General features: G+C 52.2%; 12 protein-coding genes. 6 read left to right on the forward strand and 6 right to left on the reverse strand.

The window, feature by feature from the left end; all coding sequences use genetic code 11:
* A complete protein-coding gene (locus tag ASU33_RS04440; RefSeq protein WP_059068619.1) occupies nucleotides 1-333 on the reverse strand; it encodes a nucleotide pyrophosphohydrolase in 333 nt (110 codons plus the stop codon).
* A 368-nt stretch (nucleotides 334-701) separates the two neighbouring features.
* Here ASU33_RS04440 and ASU33_RS21910 point away from each other — a divergent pair, with 368 nt between their 5' ends.
* Nucleotides 702-1,232, forward strand: coding sequence for an SH3 domain-containing protein (locus tag ASU33_RS21910; protein WP_078062875.1), 531 nt, complete (start codon nucleotides 702-704; stop codon nucleotides 1,230-1,232).
* Between the two features lie 42 nt (nucleotides 1,233-1,274).
* Here ASU33_RS21910 and ASU33_RS04445 read toward each other — a convergent pair whose 3' ends face one another.
* Both ASU33_RS04445 and ASU33_RS04450 read right to left on the reverse strand, forming a co-directional pair.
* Complete coding sequence (locus tag ASU33_RS04445; protein ID WP_059068621.1) at nucleotides 1,275-2,429, reverse strand: PDDEXK-like family protein; 1,155 nt, start codon at nucleotides 2,427-2,429, stop codon at nucleotides 1,275-1,277.
* Nucleotides 2,430-2,434: 5 nt separating this feature from the next.
* Nucleotides 2,435-3,361, reverse strand: a complete 927-nt coding sequence (locus ASU33_RS04450; protein ID WP_059068623.1) for a toxin-antitoxin system YwqK family antitoxin — start codon at nucleotides 3,359-3,361, stop codon at nucleotides 2,435-2,437.
* A gap of 834 nt (nucleotides 3,362-4,195) precedes the next feature.
* Between ASU33_RS04450 and ASU33_RS04455 the strand changes: the two genes are divergently transcribed.
* The 3 genes from ASU33_RS04455 to ASU33_RS04465 are packed head-to-tail and all read left to right on the forward strand — an operon-like array spanning nucleotide 4,196 to nucleotide 9,046.
* A complete protein-coding gene (locus ASU33_RS04455; RefSeq protein WP_059068624.1) occupies nucleotides 4,196-6,991 on the forward strand; it encodes a leucine-rich repeat domain-containing protein in 2,796 nt (931 codons plus the stop codon).
* Entirely contained in the window at nucleotides 6,988-8,223 is a 1,236-nt protein-coding gene (locus tag ASU33_RS04460; RefSeq protein ID WP_059068626.1) for a coiled-coil domain-containing protein, read from the forward strand. Before ASU33_RS04455 ends, ASU33_RS04460 begins: the two co-directional genes overlap by 4 nt.
* Nucleotides 8,216-9,046: a hypothetical protein gene (locus ASU33_RS04465; protein ID WP_059068628.1), complete on the forward strand. Its 831-nt coding sequence runs from the start codon at nucleotides 8,216-8,218 to the stop codon at nucleotides 9,044-9,046. The genes ASU33_RS04460 and ASU33_RS04465 overlap by 8 nt, the downstream gene beginning before the upstream one ends.
* Before the next feature lie 217 nt (nucleotides 9,047-9,263).
* Here the strand turns inward: ASU33_RS04465 and ASU33_RS04470 are convergent, their stop codons facing one another.
* Entirely contained in the window at nucleotides 9,264-10,226 is a 963-nt protein-coding gene (locus tag ASU33_RS04470; RefSeq protein ID WP_059068631.1) for a tyrosine-type recombinase/integrase, read from the reverse strand.
* Between the two features lie 1,015 nt (nucleotides 10,227-11,241).
* Here ASU33_RS04470 and ASU33_RS04475 point away from each other — a divergent pair.
* Nucleotides 11,242-13,821 carry a hypothetical protein gene (locus ASU33_RS04475; RefSeq protein WP_059068633.1) on the forward strand — a complete coding sequence of 860 codons (2,580 nt, stop codon included), beginning with the start codon at nucleotides 11,242-11,244 and terminating at the stop codon, nucleotides 13,819-13,821.
* Between the two features lie 33 nt (nucleotides 13,822-13,854).
* Nucleotides 13,855-14,256, forward strand: a complete 402-nt coding sequence (locus ASU33_RS04480; RefSeq protein ID WP_059068635.1) for a hypothetical protein — start codon at nucleotides 13,855-13,857, stop codon at nucleotides 14,254-14,256.
* A gap of 195 nt (nucleotides 14,257-14,451) precedes the next feature.
* Here the strand turns inward: ASU33_RS04480 and ASU33_RS04485 are convergent, their stop codons facing one another.
* Together ASU33_RS04485 and ASU33_RS04490 are read right to left on the reverse strand one after the other, a co-directional pair.
* Nucleotides 14,452-15,525, reverse strand: coding sequence for a 3-oxoacyl-ACP synthase III family protein (locus tag ASU33_RS04485; RefSeq protein ID WP_059068637.1), 1,074 nt, complete (start codon nucleotides 15,523-15,525; stop codon nucleotides 14,452-14,454).
* A 273-nt stretch (nucleotides 15,526-15,798) separates the two neighbouring features.
* On the reverse strand, nucleotides 15,799-17,631 hold the full coding sequence (locus ASU33_RS04490; protein ID WP_059068639.1) for a serine hydrolase domain-containing protein: 1,833 nt from the start codon (nucleotides 17,629-17,631) through the stop codon (nucleotides 15,799-15,801).
* Between the last annotated feature and the right edge of the window lie 422 nt (nucleotides 17,632-18,053).

Consider the following 18,053-nt stretch of genomic DNA (forward strand, 5'->3'; position numbering starts at 1 on the left):
TTATAGCTCGTCGTATTTGGTGGCCGTGCCTTTGGCTTTGCTAATGGGGTATTTTTCGGCGTTGCGGGCGATCTTTTCTTGCATGAGCTGCTCGATATCCCAGCCGTATTTGTCGGCGAGTTGCACGGCGTAGAGCAGCACATCGGCCAGCTCTTCCCGCACTTTGTTCGGGTTAGCGGCCTCGGGTAACTTCCACAAAAATTGCTCGTTGAGCTCGGCAGCTTCAATGCTTAGGGCCAAGGCGAGGTCCTTGGGATTGTGAAATTGGGCCCAATCTCGCTCGTCGCGAAATTGCCGTAGTTGTTGCAGGATGTGTTCTAAACCGGAGCTCATAGGTGGGAAAAGGTAGCGGCAGGGTAAGGTATTAAACCAAGCTTAGGTCCCGACTTAATAATGGTTGGCTAATAGAAAGCCGAGCAACAGTAGCCGTTCTACAAATCTGCACATTCGTTGGGCTCGTTGTAGCGCCTTCTGCGCTCCGCGCAAGAAGAATTTATGCTATGCTTCGGTTGAGGCGAGTGAAGATTTAAATAGCCATGTCCAGCTTGCCTTGCTGCCAAGATATCTGGGTTCAGGATGGCTAAGCAAGCACGTTTCGGGAACGCACGGAAGGCAAAAGATCAGTGCTGACCCGGATTGCACCTTTTAAAGGCTGCCAGTACTTTGCCAAGCTTAATTACCCCAAAACCCTTAGAAGTTGAATGAAGCCACTTCTACTATTACTCCTCTCTTCTAATTTGCTCATTAGCGGGCCCGTAGATAACAATCCGACCCGAGCATCCAAGAAACCTGGTCTTGCTCACTTGGGTCGTTGTACGGGCAGTGCTTACTGCAGCGCTTGTAGTAATTGCAGTCGCTGCGCGCACTGTGTTAGCGGAGGTACCTGTGGGGTATGTGCAGCCCCGGTTTCGTATAAGCCCACCAGAAGGGCCACTACTCCTTCCCGTAGCAGCCGCAGCCGCTCCAGCAGCGGCAACCCGTACTCCGCTCCAGCTCGCACTTACAATTCGCTTGCCGAAGGGAACGTGTACTTTGTCGCAGCTAGCACCCTTAACCTTCGGGCGAAGCCTGCCGCAGATGCAAAAATCCTGGCAGTTCTAAATCGTAACGATGTAATTACCATTCTTGAACTGACCAATGACAAGTGGGTTCAGGTACGTTTTGGCGCGGGTAGTAACGAGGTGATTGGCTATTTATCCCGCGTTTACCTGTCCTCTAACATGACCTACTGAGTAGCATCCGCAGCTTAGCAGACCTCAATTTCCGCTTCCGCGCTAGCAAACCACTTCCGCAAGTCTCGAAAGCAGTTTATGCCGATCGACCGCGGCCTCGGCAATCATGGCTTCAACCAAGGCACTTATATTATTAGCATGCTGGAATTGTACTTCTACTGGCAGGCGTTCGAAGTGGCCTAATCCAGAAGCGTGGAACAATCGCCAGCCAAAGTTGTAATTGTTGCTTTTGAAACCGTGATTGATGCTTTTGATTAGGGCTACAAGCTGGGTAACTACTTCGGTAGGCGCATCGTCCCCTTCCAAAGTAGTCACCCGAAAGCTGTAGTGAAAACCATCCCTATCACAGCCCACTCCTAAGCGGATGCGGTATTTTAACGCTAAGATGATTGGATTGGGAAAGCTTGTCTCCCAGGCAGCGAATAGTGCTTCTTTTAGCCTTGCGGTCGTTTCCTGCTGAATGTGTTCGAAGACGTTGCGACAATGCGCGGCGCTCTCGAAACTAGCGAGGTCGGAAAGTAAGAGCTGTTTGGTTTCTGCGTGCATGAAGTTCTGCGGAGTATTGCCCGTCAGGTAATTGATCAAGTTCAGATACTGGCGTAGGGTTTCCCGTACCAGTGGATAGGCTGAGGCCGCCAGGCAGCAACCTTCTAACCATTTAGCAATATCCTTTCCGTACGAACACAATTGGTAGTCAGCCGGAGATAGCCTTCCCGTAGCCTCTTCACTGGGAGCGCTACCATCCAAGGTTAGGTACAGCAGCTTAGCGGTTGGCTTATAGGCGCAGTAGCGGGCGAGTTGATTGGGTTGATCGCCGGCGTAGATCTTGTTTTCGATCATTATGCACTGATCGCCAGCCGCGGACTCTAGATATAAGTCAACGCGTCCACCCAGGTCGTAGCCGTCATTGATACGCCCAACGGGGTACTCGATCCGCAGTTTCGCTCCCTTAGGCTCAAACTCAGGAACGTTCACGGTCTTGATAAACAACCGTAGAAAAGCATCCCCCAATCCATGGCTCCCAGCGGGGTTCAGCAGCTCCCCTAAAAAAGCCGAGTGCGTGCGTACTTCATTACTCTCGAGCTTAAGAATCCGAAAGACATTAAAGTTTTCGCCGCTAAGGAGGTTTACTTTTCGTTGGGTTCGGGCCAGGGCGCTTACTTGATTAAGCAAACGGGCTACTTCGGGAACACGCATAGCTTTTATTTACAAGCCTGCGTTAGGGCTGACACCGAGACGGTGGCTGTAGCCGAAGTCATCGAATTATCGTTATTCACACAGATGTACAAACGCTCGGTGCCGGGTTGCACCGTCATTTGACGCGTTTCCTGGCAAATGTTAGCCGCCACTCGGTAGCACCGATTGGTGTCTTTGATGTAGCCTTTCGTTTCGACAAATTGAAGCGCGTCGTTAGGATTATCCGTGATATACCAATGGCATTTAGTGCTTTTGGTCGGGGCAGTTGACTGTCCTTGGGCAGCCATAACCTTGGAGCCGGCCATCAGTGCCGTAGCCGTGGACATGGTAGGATCAATCACTATTGATGATAAAGCCAAAGCAGTGCTCCAACTTACGGGGGGCTCGCCTTCATCCCGAATATCAAGCTTGTACACGAAGCCAGCCGTATTGGCTGGCAGTATAACCTCAAACACCTTGCGGCTGCTACCCTCGTTATAATAAGAATGCAACTTGCCGGTACTGGTTTCTAAAGCTGGCTGGTAGACGTACCGGCATTTGACCGGCTTTCCATCTTCGCGCCACTCTTGAAAGTCGCGCTGCTTTTGCCCTTGCACGTAAGTGCCCCGCGATTGCAGCCGCCCATTTTGGTACCAAGAGGTACACAATCCAGTAGCCACATCGGGATTCTCCCCGGCCAGCTTTCCTTCCCACTGTTTCTTCCAGGAAGGCAAATAATAATCTCGAACTGTACCGATTGTGTTACCCGCAGCGTCGTGACGAGCTATTCGGGCGTACACGCGGTCTTCAGGGATATTAGTACGCTCCCAATCTTGATCAAAATAAGCAGTGTCAACTGGGGCTAAATTAGCTGTGGTTGACGCGGTGGTCTGACCATAACCTGCAATGGATGCTAAACAGAGAAAGGTGGGTAAGTAGAAGTTTCGAATCATCTAGGAGAGCAAAAGGTGGAGGCAAAAACTTAGTCAGCGCAAGCAAACCTGTGGAAGGGAATTTGAGCCTGGATGCTTTGTATCTATCTGTTCAGCCGTCGTGATCAACTCCAAGGGGCAGCAGTGCTTCGGCGATTGGTTTAGCTTAGCAATTAAAGCTCGGCCCAATTGCCGGTGCCGGTATTGGGATCGCTAGTCAGTAGCTAAAGAAATTGCGCAAATCTATTGAGGGGCTCTAAAGCTTGGCAATAAGGAATTCACGCGCGTGTTGAGGGCATTGCGTATAGCAGAAGTATGCGGAGTAAGTCCGGTCAGGCCGATCCTGGTAGGCCGAAGCAGTCACGGCAGGTGAAGCAAAATCTAAATAGAAACCGCGAGCGCTTTGAGCTCAACACTTCACCTTGGCAAGTTTAATCGAAAGGACGGTTTCCTACCAAGGTTATAAATAGATCAAGCTTAAAAGCTCATTTGATAATGATCATTTAATACCCTAGCACAGAGATGACTTAGGCACCACCCCAGGATGCTTTTAAGGTAAACAGGTAGTAATTTGCACCTGAAAAGACTGAGAAGGCGATATACCACGGGAAACTGATTGCAGAGTTAGCTAATGTATAATTTTAACCAGGTGTCGCAACAGTAAACTCAACAATTCACAACAAAAATAGAGACAAATAAAAACCTCTACAATATAACTAATGCAGTAATTTATATATCTTATCAAAGACATGACCGGAGCAGTAGTTGAGATGGTAAGCCTACTGTCGAGCTGAATAATAACCTTCAGCCTAACCATGAAGAGGTAGCTAGTTCGAGAAGCATTTTCAAAATGCCATGGAACGCAATTTTTACTTAAGCTCAGCACGAAAATCCATTTTCGTGTTAACGTTTTTATTGATAAAAGTAGGCAGCAGTCTAGCCCAGGATACTATTTACAAAGTTGATGGAGATTCCATTGAGGGAACAATAAAGTCGGCTTCAAAAGCAGGAGTAATTTATACCAGCCAGACCCAGGCAAAAGATAGTACGAACAGAACCATAGCTAGCAAAGACATACGTAAAATCATGTACGCTCACGGAAGGATTGAATACTTCCAATCCGCCACTGCAGCCAGTGATAGTACAAGGAGAACGTCGCTTCAGCGATCAGTCCCTAGGTATGATGTCATACATACAACTTACGGAAGCCATTTTGAGGCGCTTATCCATAAGGTTGACGATCAGACCATAACCTATTCTTGCCCGGCAAACAAAGAGCTTACTACCATCAAATTAGCCGACGTATCAGCCGTACATTTTAAACGAGCGGACAGCCTGCGCTCCACGCTTGGCACCCTCACTACCATTGCAAAAAACTCCCTTAAACGGGATACAACTCAAGCCCGCCTTCCGGCAACCACCAGCGGGGTTCTGATCGAAAAAGGAATAGCTGATGGGGACTCAACTAACCTTGCTGCCGACATTACCCCCTCTGATAGTGCGCAATGGACGAAGATCGAGGTGGAGAATGTAGAACCAATAAAGGTCAAACTTGCTTTGCTTGCGCCCGCGTCCCATAAAGCAAACCTTGTTGCTTTTAAAGGATCTGCAGCTTCATCCTTAGCTGCAAAAACAGAAGATAAGAAGTACTCTCAGCCGAGCCCTGCGTTGAGGTCAGGTAGCAGGAACCCGGATGCAGAAGGCAGCTCGCCGAGCATACCAAGGACTGGCTACGCGGATCCAGATTCCGTTTACGTAGCTGTTATCCGGGGACCCCATCTGTTTAGCTCCCAACAGAAAGTGGATCCTCAAACAGTTGAGTTATTGAATTTGCATAATTCAGGATTGGATGCCTTACCCGCATCGGTAAAAGCAATGCCGAAACTCAAGGCGATAAACTTGAGCAACAATCATTTCAAAGCATTTCCTACTGAATTGTTTGATTTGCCTAATTTAGAATATGTATGGTTGGATAATGTCGGTCTACAAAGTTTAATCCTGAGCCCTGATCTTATCACGAAGCTTTTAAAGTCAAGAATTGCATTCATCTCAGTATGCAACAACACTAAACTAAGCAAAGTAAATTCATTAATATTTACTTTGCCGGAGCTACAAGAAATAAGGTTAAAGGATAATAAGATATCTCAGATTTCATTAACCAAGAAAGCTGACCTGTCAAAGTCAAAGATTCACAAAATTGACCTTAGTGGCAACAAGCTTACTGCCGCACCTGTCTTATTAACCAAGCTACCAACCCTTAGGGATATAAATCTAAGCAATAACACTATTGTCACACTGGACGACAAATTTATGGAGACTAAAACCTTAAGAAAGGTTTCCATTGCAAGTAATCCTTTAGCCGGGTTGCCAGCAAGCATTGTTAAGCTTAAGGACTTGAATGAGCTAGACCTGGCCAATACAATGCTAATAGGCTTGCCGGATTCAATAGGCACCTTGAACAATTTAACGAAATTAACACTGCCTAGTTCAGTGCTATATTTCCCAAAAAGTTTTAGCAAGCTTAAAAAACTAACTGATTTGACGTTAAAGCCAAGCTTATCTAATTCAAAACTTGCTGGTTTTCCAACTGAAATAACTCAGTGCACAAGGTTAAAACGGCTTGATGTATCAGGTATTTCAATTAGCGCTTTCCCTAAAGAGATTGGTAATTTACAACGTTTGGAATACCTGTATGCTCAGAGATGTGAGCTAAATAGCTTGCCAGAGGAACTGTTTAAGCTTCCTCGCTTGAAGGTGCTTGACGTAAGCCGCAACTATTTAAAGGTGCTCCCAGCAAACTTTGGGGATCTAAAAAGCTTACGGGAGATCAGCTTGGAAGCACAACCAATTGAAAGCAACTCGCTATTAGCGCTTCGCCGGGGGCTACCTAGAACCGCAATCCGGTATTTAGACGCGGATTTCGGCGCTCATTTTGAAAGCGCTGCAATACCAGAATCGCTTATCCCAGGGTTTCAGAAGCTATATGCGGCCTGTGATGCAGGGGAGCCGAACGCGTTCTTTGAACTAGGAAATTTCTTCGCAACAAACAGGGATTATGGCTATGCAGTAAAAGCCTATAAAGTAGTAGCCGAGAATGCAAGTTTACAAGGAACAGGTAAAGCCATGCTGTGCCAAATGAGCATTGCCAATATATACGACGATATCAATAATGTAAAGCCATACAGCTCCCCTTACAAACGTAAGCTATATATAGACTACGACGATTATTTAAAGAATTCTTCAAATAACCGCGCTTTCTTATCCTATTTACAAATAAGCCGCATAAGAGCGCTTGATGAAGTTGGTAAAGAAGTTAGAAAGCAGGCAATGCTAAAGGCTAGCGTAATCAGTAATGAAATTGCTGAGAATTTAGAAAAGATATACGAAGCCAACAACGAAGAAATCGAACGTTTAATAAGTACTGCGGGGGGGATGAAGAACCTATCCGCAACTGGTGAAAAGGTGATGAGTGATGGGTTAATCTCAAACAGTCAAGCTGGCGTGGCAATTGGGGGCGCAGCTAATTTGATCGGTGCCCTATCCGCTTCATCAAAAGACAACAAGGCGGAAAGGTATAAAGCCATGAATTTAAGACTGCAAAGTGAAATCATAAACCTCAAGCAGCAGGCTCACGACCTGTTACCCAAATGAGTTATGACTATAAAGGGATGATTGCGGTAACGTGCATGGCGCTTCTGTACCCTGTTACGGTAGTGGCCCAAATGCCAGACCGTGCGCAATACCAGAGTTCTTTTGATGACTGCAATGCGGAACGTAACAAAATGGTATCCGAGCTTACTAACATGCGAGCCGAGAAGGAAACCATCCTCCGTGAATACCGACAAGGTCAATTTTGCAGTGATTGTCGCCGAAGTAAAACGGAAGTCGAACGCCAAGACAAGATTTCGTTTGGCCAACACATCGCTTCCGCTAAAGGGCGCCACATAATCAGCGCGACACAGGAACAACTAAACGCCAAAGAACAGGAGCTTAATGACAAGATCCATCAAAAAGAAGTTGATGTAGATTCTAAGCGGCTCGATTGCGAAAAAATAGCGAGTAATTATCAACAAGCTCACAAGCAAGCAGTCGATGAAGAGCAGCGAAGGTTCCAAGAAGAGCAAGCAGCCGAACAAAACCGTCGGTTAGCCGAACAAGCGCGCCAACAAGCTCTAATGGATGCTAGTCTAGAGCGCTTGAACCAAAGGCTGGCCGAAAATTCCGCCGAAACTGATAGAAGGTTAGCCGAATTTAGGGCCACCAGCAGAATGGATAATCTCCCCGCTTACGATAAGGACTATGCCCAATCCTTACAAGTTAGCAACAAAAACGAACTGGCTGACAAAGCCTTTGATGGAGGGCAAAATCAATATTTAGTTAATTCTACCAAGGAGTATTTAATTGATAAACTAAATTCTTTAAAAGATGCATATTTAGACCAGTTTAAGGAACAGGCAAACATTCAACTCTTCGGCTCTGATTACAACGACAGACCAGAAAGCAATACCCAAGTTTGGTCGTTCGAAGATCAGGTCCGCTCCGATATTATCCATAACATTAAATCCCGAATCCTTCAATGGGATAAAGCGGGGAGCGGGGTACTAAGTAAAATTTACGAGCCATACCGTGCGGCGCAGGCAGAACTCAGCCTTTACGAAGAAAGGACTCTAGACCAGTTCAACGAGGAGAACACGAATTTTATGATGTCTGGGATTAATGGGGTGACTACCACAGAAGACGAGGTCGCATTTTCGCAAAACAGCGAAACCTTCATGGCAAATGTACCCAAGCGTTTTATTGGAGTGCTAAGAAAATGGTTGACTCGGGGCCGTTATAATCACGTAGATGAGTTAATACGTTCTAATTCGCCCAACAATGAGTAAAGCTTCGAAGCTCTGGGTGCTAGCCTTGGGAATAGGCCTCATCTTCCAACACGCTTGTTGGGCGCAAAACAAAGACATTGGACAACTAATAGCGAATAACAAAGGCTACGTATCAAACGCTTACCCTAAATCTAATTTAATTCAAAGTTTCTCTGTTATGGAGCCGGGAATCGTCTTAACTCCGGTTTTTGGCGGTATTTACATGGCAGGCTGGAACAAATGGTTGATCAAGCCATCTGTCAACAACAAAATTCAAAGTATAAACTACTGCCGAGCTGATTCAATTATTCAATTTATAGCGCTTGATAGCACCAAAGCTTCGCTATACTTCGTCGATAATGTAAATAATGAAACAGTTATCAAATCAGTTGCAACCCTTGAAAGAGGTATTTACGATTTGAAAGCGATTTCGTCAGGGCTGATTTGGATATGGGGTCAGAAGTCTGGCAAATGGACATTATGGAGATATGCCTCGAGTAAACTCCGGGAGATATACTCAACAAATCAAGTAATAGTTGATGTTGATATCATCAACTCAGATAACATCATTCTTGCAACTGCCAACAGTATCATTACGGTAGGAGTATATCGAAAGCCGGTTGAAATCATAAACACGACATCTCACATTGATGGGTTGGCCTTACACCACGACGGAACCCTGTTTGTGTCTACCCATCAGGGCGTAGTTCAATATCTATCCCCGGAGAGTGACTCAGATGCCGAAGTAATTACGTACGGAATACACGGCCGATTAAAACGGTTCAAAAACAAACTTTACATTTTGTGGAAAGAAAATAATACAGTATTAGAGCTGAATATATAATCCGCACTATTAAATGCTCGTTTCAATACTTTGCAACCAAGGCTAGTAGCAAAGGGTAATCAGACCTTTGAAAAAAACGGTATCGTTTGTCAAAGACTAACGCCCACCCTTAGCATGTAGGGTAATACTGTTGCGGCCGCCGCTCTTTGGGTCGAAAAGAAGAAGTATGACCTGTCTCGGATTAGATTTTGCCTGAGCAGGTAGTGAGCGGCATTGGTTACAAGCCCAACTTGCTAGCTGCATTGTGCTCGCGAATGTTGTCCAGTCGAGTATAGCGACGTACCATAGTCGAGGTTTTGTGCTTCGTCTGGTTCATCACGGCTGAGTCATCAGCGCCAGCCAGCTTGGCAATGGTGACAAACGAAGCCCGCAGCGAGTGCGCCGTAAACGAAGTTCCTAAATACCGCTGCACGATTAGGTTCACGTGCTTATCAGTTAACCGTCTTTCCGAAGGTTGGCCATTTCGCTTAATAGAAATCAATACCGGGCCGTTAACGCGGTCTAATTGCTTAACCCAAGCGCGTAATGTGCGGATAGGACAAATTGCCAGCTCCGGGGAATAAAAAATTGCCTTCTCCTCTGCTTCACCTAACTGATTAGTTTTGCTTTTAGCAAGTTCAATAATTAATCCTTCTTCTGAGAATAACAAATTTTCAATATTCAGGGCCGATAATTCTGAGCGGCGAAATGCACCACTGAAACCTAACAATAAAATTACTTTATCCCGTAAACCTGCTGGCGTCGACACGTCGATGTTTTTTACTACTCGCTTAAATACCGCAAGCGAAAATGCCGGCGCCTGCTTCTGCCTAATTCCCTTAACGCGAGCAATACCCTGCAGCAGTACCTTGAATTTCTTTTCATCCGTCGGCGAATCAAACCCGCCCAACGAATGTGCTTTGGCAATAGCCGCGCAATGCCGCTCGATGGTCGCGTATTTCTTTCCCGATTCGGCTAAATAAGTCACAAACCCCGCCAGCGTGTCCACCGATGCCGGCAGCGGCCCCAGCCCGTGCTCCGCGCACCAGGCGCCAAAGCGCTTCAAGTCTCCCGCATAAGCCTTGGCCGTATTGGCCGCGCCCGCTAAACCCGCCTCGACATACTTAGCCGTGTGTTCTGCCAGCTCAGCCAGGGCGGGCGAAGAAACAACAGTAGTGCTCAGTTCGGTGGACTGCGCCATAGTAGTCATATATAATTAAGGAGTGGTCGAGCCTAAATGCAGCTCGACAATGCAAGATACAATTAGGTCCGATAAGTAAACCTTATCGGACCTAATCTTTCGTCACCGGCCTAACTACTGGCTTACCCATGCTTCTTCCCGGGAATAGTCAGAAAGGCAGCTAAACACCGCATCTTAAAGCTTAGCCAAGAGCAAAAGGTGAAATAAGCCTTGTACAAGCCTTCTAAGCACGGCAGGCCATTAGTCGAACAAATCACTAGGCCGCCAATGAGATCGTCGATTCTAGCCGGGTTTCTGTCGATCTAATTTCATATTGAATAAACACAAAACTGATTTTGACTAAGTGAATGACGGGCGCAATTTACCCTGGTCATTATACCGAGCCGTGGAATGAGGCATTAGCAAGTGATAGCCTTTGCCCAGACCAAAGTTCAATCTATTTGGAAATATCCAATCAGTAAGTGAAGGTTGAAGTTGCTTGCGGGTGGGTAATCCGAATGGTACAATTTCTACGTTTTGCTCCAGCACATACTTGGCGGATAGCTTACAACGGGCTTGGAAAAAGCGTATTCACGGGTGTAGTTTTGCACTCCGCTTCAATTTACGTTCCTCCCTTGCTGCTTTGCTTTAGCCGCGTGCCCTTCTGCGCCCCGCTCCAGCAGCAAGCCCCTGCACCAATTGCATTTTACCTTCACCCGCACTGAATGACCAACCTTTACGCTAGAGCTTGACCCTCATTCAGATATTGCTGCTAAGCCCAGCCCCGCGCACGGCTGATAAGTAGCTTCTCCGCGGCCTACCCTGGTATAGGCAGGAGTTTTCCCGGAACCTGCCGCGCTGAGCGGCCCGGGTTTGCCGTGAAGTACCCTTTCCTGCAGCCGCCCACGTTTGTCGGTGCCGCTCGGTAATGCATGCCCCCGCTCTGAATGAGGGGCGGCTTACCTGGGTCAGCTGCCGGTCAGCTGACTTGCGTCCTCATTCTCGCCCAACAGTCCCTACCTACCCTTGCAACCTTATGAGGCAACTCATTACCCTATTGCTTTTGCTTTTTGTCTCCACCCTAACGCGGGGGCAATCCTACAAGGGCACTCAATCGCTTAGCTACGAAACGCCGTTTAGCAAAAACGGCCTCCGCTATACTCAGCTTGCCCTAAGCTGGGAAGTGCAGAAGCCCGGCTTCTTCGGCGATATCGTTGTCATCTTCGATGCTTCCGCTTCCCCGAACTACACCGAATACATTTACCAGGGCAAGCCTTACTACAGCCACGGCGAGGAAGAGTCCGTGTTCCGCAGAGTTCGCGTAACCTCCTTCCGGGTTCGGGCCCGCGTGGAAGGTCCCGGCTACAACGAAGAGGTCGTGCTCGACGGCGTGCTGGGTATGGGTGGCGGGGCCTTTTTCGGCAATTCCAAGTACTTGCTGGATGCCAAAACCAAGGAAGCCGCGGATGTTAAAAACTGGACGGTAACCCCCTTGTCGGTAATCGACGTAAGCTGGGACGGCGGCTGGGATCTGCAGCAACTCATTGATCGCAAGGCCTCGGAGCAGCGCAAGCAGGAAGCCTTTGCTCAGGCTCAGAACGCCGGCCAGGAGGCCGCCGGTCGGCAGGACTGGGTTGGAGCCATTCGGGAGTTCGAAAAAGCCAAGCGCATCGCCCCCGCTAATTCCGGCATCGACGAGCGCATTGCCCACGCAAAGGAGCAGCAGCAGAAAAAAGGCTTGAAAGAGCGCTACGAGGACTTACTGCAAGCCGCCCGGCAGGCGGAGGGCCGAAATGATAAAGCCGGCGCCAAGCGCCTGTACGATCAGGCCGCCGCTACCGGCCACGACGACCCGGCCGCAAGCCAGGCCAGCGAGCGAATTGCCCGCCAGCTTGCCGAGGATGACAAGCGCCGCCAGGAAGAGCTGGCTGCTAAGGAAGCCGAAGAGGAAGCCAACACCCGTCAGCTGGCCGAAACGAAAGAAAAGCAGCTGCAGGAACAAAAGGAAAAACTGGAAGCCCTAAAGCAGGCTCAGGCCGCGGCGGCGGCGGCGCGGCACGACTCCCTGCGCCTGGCCATGGCTGCGGATGAACAGCGCAAGTGGGATGAGGCCCGGCAGAAGCAGCTGGCAGAAGCCAAGGCCCAGGAGGAAGCAGAAGAGAAAAAGCGCGAGGAAGAACTGCAGGCCGATGCTGCCGAGCGCCGGGAAAATGATAAGGCCTACATCGCCTACGCGGAGCAGAACATGGCCTACGATCCCGAGAAATACGCTCAGGCGCGCCTCGAAGCGCGCCAAGCCTACGACGCTGCTAACGAGGTCAAGCCTTACGAAGCCTTGCAACTCCAACGGGAGTGGTGGGATAACAATGCCTACATCCAGGTCATTGCCGACGAGCTTTACGAAACCCAGCGCCAGGACAACCAGCAGCGGTATGTATCCCGACTCTACGAGGAACACGCCGCTTTCAACAAAGCCAAGTTCCTGTACATCGCCGCATTGGAATTTGTAGATCGCGGCAGCTCCCAGCACCAGCACCTGCTCAAGCAGATCGAGCAATGCAACAAGGAGATTGACTTCAACAAGGTGCAGCAAAAAGGCTCCTATCGCATGGAGGTAAACCGCCGCAAGTACCGCGAGCAGGCAAAGATGATGGCCATCGCGCAGCAGCGAGCGGTTAATCACGACCGGGCCGCCGCTGCATTCCTCATCTACGAAATGCAGACTCCCGAGGGAGGAAACCGCTCCGAGCATGTCCTGGATAAAATGGCCTTCGAGGAGAGGCTGAACAAAGCCGATGCCCAGTATAAGCAGGACGCTGCCATTACCGGGATGGGCCAGGCGGTCACGACGAATGTGCTTTTCGATGAAAACAAGGTGGCCGAGGTCGCGCAGGAAGGCGCATTTATGATCAATGCCCGCCTGGGTGGGTTGATCTCCATTGAGAACACGCCCATGCTGATGAACCACACCTCCGATGTCAGCATGCCGGAAACCAAAACGGATGATTTGATGACGATCCCCTTCTTTGGGGCGCTGGACATCTGGATCCGGCGTTCCCGGCTGGTCGACTTTGGCATCAGCGGGGGCGCCAGCATGGGAGTGTTTCCCATGAAGGGCATCGCGGCGTTTACTTTTTCCTGGCATGGCAAAGCCCGCCTGGACTTTGGCGGTAAGCGGTTCAAGCTAGCGCAAACCGTGGAACACATCTCCCGTTACGGCAGCCAAACGGTGGACTACGACGTGATCCATTCGGAAAACAACCCTTATTACCAGTTCCAGAACCACACCGCAACCGGGGAATTTGACTACACCGTGCTGCGCGTAGGCACCGGTATCAAGTTGGATTTGTCGGATAAGTACGACGACCAGTTTGTCCTTGTGCAGGTGTTTGCCGAGAATCCTTCGTTCTATCCGGGCTCCCTGCTGCAGGATCGCGTCTACTCTTACCGGGCCGAAGGTCAATTCGGTTCCGGGGTCGGCTTCACCTTGGCTTTTGCCCAGAACTACGTGGTAGCAGGCCAAAAGGAGTACCGGATCAACGAGCCTAAAAATCATCACTACTGGAATCTACAGCTGTCCAAAACCTGGACCCTGTTTAACAGCCACGCGCAGTAGCAATCATCCAATCGCCTTTCGCCTCAACCTGACATGAAATCGCTAGTACTATTCCTGCTAACCAGCCTGCTGCTGCTTGCTTCGGCCTGCAACGAGGACTCTTACCTGGAAGGCTTTGGCCCGGCCACCCCCACGGGGGGCACCGGTGGCCCCACCGGTCCGAGCGTGGGCCGGATTACCCTGTACTGCACGAACACCAAGCTGGATTACTGCGGAAACCTCACCGTGTACGTGGATAACAACTACAAGGGCGAGATTGCCGACCGGGCCACCAACACCCCCGCTTGCGGGGCCAATGGCAACCGGGTGCTTACCCTGGAGCTGCCCGTGGGTTCGCACAGCTTCTCTATCAGTAGCACCACGTCCAACTGCCTGCGGTATACTTTTACCGCATCGGTAAGCAAGAATTCCTGCTCCCTAAAGGAAATGCAGTAATCAGGCGGGGGCTCGCGTCCCTTACCTGCACCCCGCAAAACAACCGGCCCGGATTCAGCTGAATCCGGGCCGGTTGTTTTGCGGGGGGTGACCTCACGTTCCCGCCTGCGGGTTGTAAAGCGCAGTGGCAGCACCCGCACCTGCTCTGGGACAACTACGGTTTAAAGAACTGGTGTCCGGTCAGCGAGGAGCGGATTAGTACTGGTACACAATGGCGTTGATGTTCATGCCTGCCCCGACGGAAGCCAGCACCACCTTGTCGCCAGGCGCGACGGTGTGCTGGCCCAGCTCGCCGCGCTGCAGCAGGTCCAGCAGCGTGGGCACGGTCGCCACCGAGCTGTTGCCAAGCCAGGAAATCGTCATGGGCATCAGCTCGTCCAAGTCCGGCTTGGGCAAACCGTAGAGCTTGAACAGCCGCTCCATGATGGCGGCGTCCATTTTCTCGTTGGCCTGGTGAATAAACACCTTGCGAATTTCGGTTAGCGGCACCTCGGCCTTTTCCAACGCCCGGCGCACGACCAAGGGCACCTGCTGCAGGGCAAACTCGTAAAGCTTGCGGCCTTCCATTTTCAGGTAGCGGTCCGCCGCCATTTCCGGCTCGGGAGCAAAGGAGCGGTCCATCTTCAGCAGGGCGGCCATGTCCACCGCGTGGGTTTGGCTGTGGTGCGCCAGTATGCCCGCCGTGCCTTCCGTGCGGGCTTCCAGCACCACCGCCCCGGCCCCGTCGCTGAACAGCATGGAGTCCCGATCGGCCGAATCCACCACCCGCGAAAGGGTTTCGGTGCCGATTACCAGGCAGCGGCGGGCATCTCCGCTGCGCAGGTAGTAGCTGGCCTGAATCAGTCCTTCTACCCAGCCCGGGCAGCCAAATACCACGTCGTAGGCCACGCAGTCCGGGTTGGTAATGCCCAGCCGGGCTTTGATGCGGGTGGCCAGGGAAGGTACCATGTCCGTGCGGTTGCTGCCCGCTTGCACGTCCCCGAAATTGTGCGCTACGATAATGTAGTCCAATGTCTCGGGATCCAGCCCCCCGTTTAGGGTGGCAGCTTCCGCGGCGTGGAAACCCAGATCGGAGGCGTGCTGCTCGGGCAGGGCGTAGCGGCGGGCGGCAATGCCGGTAATGGCCTGAAAGCGCTCCATAGTCAGCGCGGGGTCCTGCTCGATTACCCGGCCGTCCTTGTTAAAGAAGCGGGTGGATAAAAACGCCTCGTTGGCGACAATGGTCGAAGGAATGTAGCTGCCGGTGGCAACGATAACGGGACGAATCATAGGTGAAGGGCCTCCGGCAGCAGCGCCCGGAGAAAGTAAGTGGAGAAGCAGCGTGGCTAGCAACCCTGGCGGCAATCCAGCCCGCGGTGAGCTAACTGCCCGGTTGCTAGCCCAACGCTAACAAGGTAAGGCCCGACTTTGCATTGTGAAACCGTAACCCGAATAATCATTTTTTCTCCAGCGCTCCCGGTAGCAGTTAAATGCACCCTCAACCCTTGGCCACCGTTGGGCTAACCAGCGCCGCAGTGGTCAGGCGGGGTTGTCAGGAAGTGGCTACTTACCGAGCTGCCGGAGTTTGTCGGCGCACTCCTTATCCTCGGGGTTAAGCCGAAGGACCGTTTGGTAGGCGGCGATGGCGCCGGCCTTATCGCCCCGGCGCAGCTGCAGGTCGCCCCAGCGGGCGTGGGCGACGGCGGACTGCGGGTATTGCTCCAGCGCCAACCTTAGCAGCCCTTCGGCGGCGTGCAGTTGGGCGGGGCGGCGGTTTAGCTGCTCGTAGGCCATGTAGGTGAGCTGGTACTCGCCGAGCTTCAAGGCCCGGTAGGCCGCCACCGCCTCCGGGATGCGGCCGGCGCGCAGCAGCTCGTTTGGCAGCAGGGAGTCGGGCGCGAGCCGCGGCATCACCTGCTCGCTGCCCACCATTTTAAAGCCGGTGATTTCCCCGGCAAAATTGCGGACAAAGGTTCCGCGCAGGGCGTAGTCGGTAAAGGCCAGCGTATCGCGCGCCACCGGTACGGCCAGGATGGGCGGGCCGGCGTTGATGGTTTCCTGCAGGTAGTCGCCCGCCGGGCTGAAAGCGATTACTTCGTCGGGACCACGCTGGAATCGGCCGGCGTAACCGGCTTGCGTGGCGGCGGGCAGCGTGACCGGTTGAATGGGCGCCGGCAGCAGGTCCGGCCAACCGTACACCCGGGCAACCGCCCGGCGCAGCTCCTTGCCCAGCTCCGCCGCTCCGCCGTCGTTGTTCATCATGATAACCACGCCGTGCCCACCTTCTACGCTGCCCAGAAAGTAGGTTAGAAAGCCGGCGTTCACCCCGGTGTGCTCGAAGTACAAGCTTTCCGGACCGCGGCGATCGGCACGCTGCAGCAGAAACAAGCCCAGGCCCATCTGCTCCCGGTACACACCGCCGGCCACGTCTACCTGCGGGGTCAGCATGGCCTGCGCCGTAGCCTGCCGCAGCACCTGGCCGCGGCCGCGGTAAGCCTGCTGAATCTCGATCATAAACCGGGCTAAGTCCGCCGGGGTGCTGTAGAGCCCGGCCGCGGCCTGTTGGGGGTAGACGTAGGGCATGCCCTTAAACCAGGCATTTTCCGAGTACGCCCACGCCGCGCGGGGCTGCAGCGCCGCGGGCAGCGGCTGCGCGAATGTGGTGCTGCGCATGCGCAGGGGGGCAAACAGCTGCGCCGCGGTAAAGTCCGCCAGGTCCTGGCCGGTTTGCTCCGCCAAAGCAAGCTGCGCGACCATGTAGCCGCCACCTGAATACTGGAAGCCGCTGCCCGGCAGCTGGTTTACTCCCACCGGGCGGCTTTCGGCCACTGGCTGCCCGCTGACAATGTCCAGAATGGTGGGCAAGGCTTGCTTGTCGGGCGTGAACCCCCAGTACGACGCCTGGGTAGTTCCCGCCTGGTGGCTGAGCAGCATACGCAGGGTCACGGCCCGCTGCCGGGTGAACTCATTCTCCGGCAACTGCCAGGACTTGAGGTAGGAGTTGATCGGCGCGTCCAGGTTCATGCGCCCTTCCTGCACCAGCAGCAGCGACGCCGCCGCGGCGAGCGGCTTGGAGACGGAGCCCGCGGAGAAGAGGGTCGTTGGCGTAACGGGCAAGCGCTTAGTGGTGTCGGCCCAGCCGTAGGCCTTCGTCCAATCAACGCGGAAGTTGTCGACCACGGCAATGCTCAGCCCGGGTACGCGGTGGTGCCGCATGCGCTCCTGCAGGTTCCAGCCCGGCAGGCCCTGCACCGGCACGTAGGGCAAGAGGCTGTTTTCAACCAGGCGAATGCGGGCGGCCTTATTTCGGGGCAATGCACCCTGCGCGCACGCCTCGCCGCGGATCAGGCCAGCGGCCAGTAGCAGGGGCCAGAAGCGAATCACTTTTCCAGGCATAGGTGTAGGAGGCAAACGGCAATTCCAGTTGGAGCGCACTAAAGGGGAAGCAGTTGACGGGGCGGGACCCTATGCCCCTGCTTTAGTAACCCGCTTGTTAACCGGTTTAACAGCCAGGTGTGCGGCTACCCCTGAATCTCACGGTAATTGCAGATAACCAGGTGCCTGGCAAATGGTTAAGCTGATGTGCCCCTTAAACAAAGGGTTCTAGCCGGTACAGCCCCGGAGCCTAAGTGATTGCTCCCCGCTTAGGCACTTGCGCGTTCATTTTGGTAGCCCGGAGTAGCCACGCCTAGGTAGCACCGGTAGTGGGAAAGGCTGACCGATTCCGGCTAACAGTCAGCATAACAGTACCAGGACAGCTGCGTATTCAGTGCTGGCTTTGTTCCGCAACTTCCACCACCAGCTTCTACCACCTCATC

Source organism: Solirubrum puertoriconensis, from assembly GCF_001483135.1.
In the GTDB taxonomy this organism is placed as follows: Bacteria; Bacteroidota; Bacteroidia; order Cytophagales; family Hymenobacteraceae; genus Solirubrum; species Solirubrum puertoriconensis.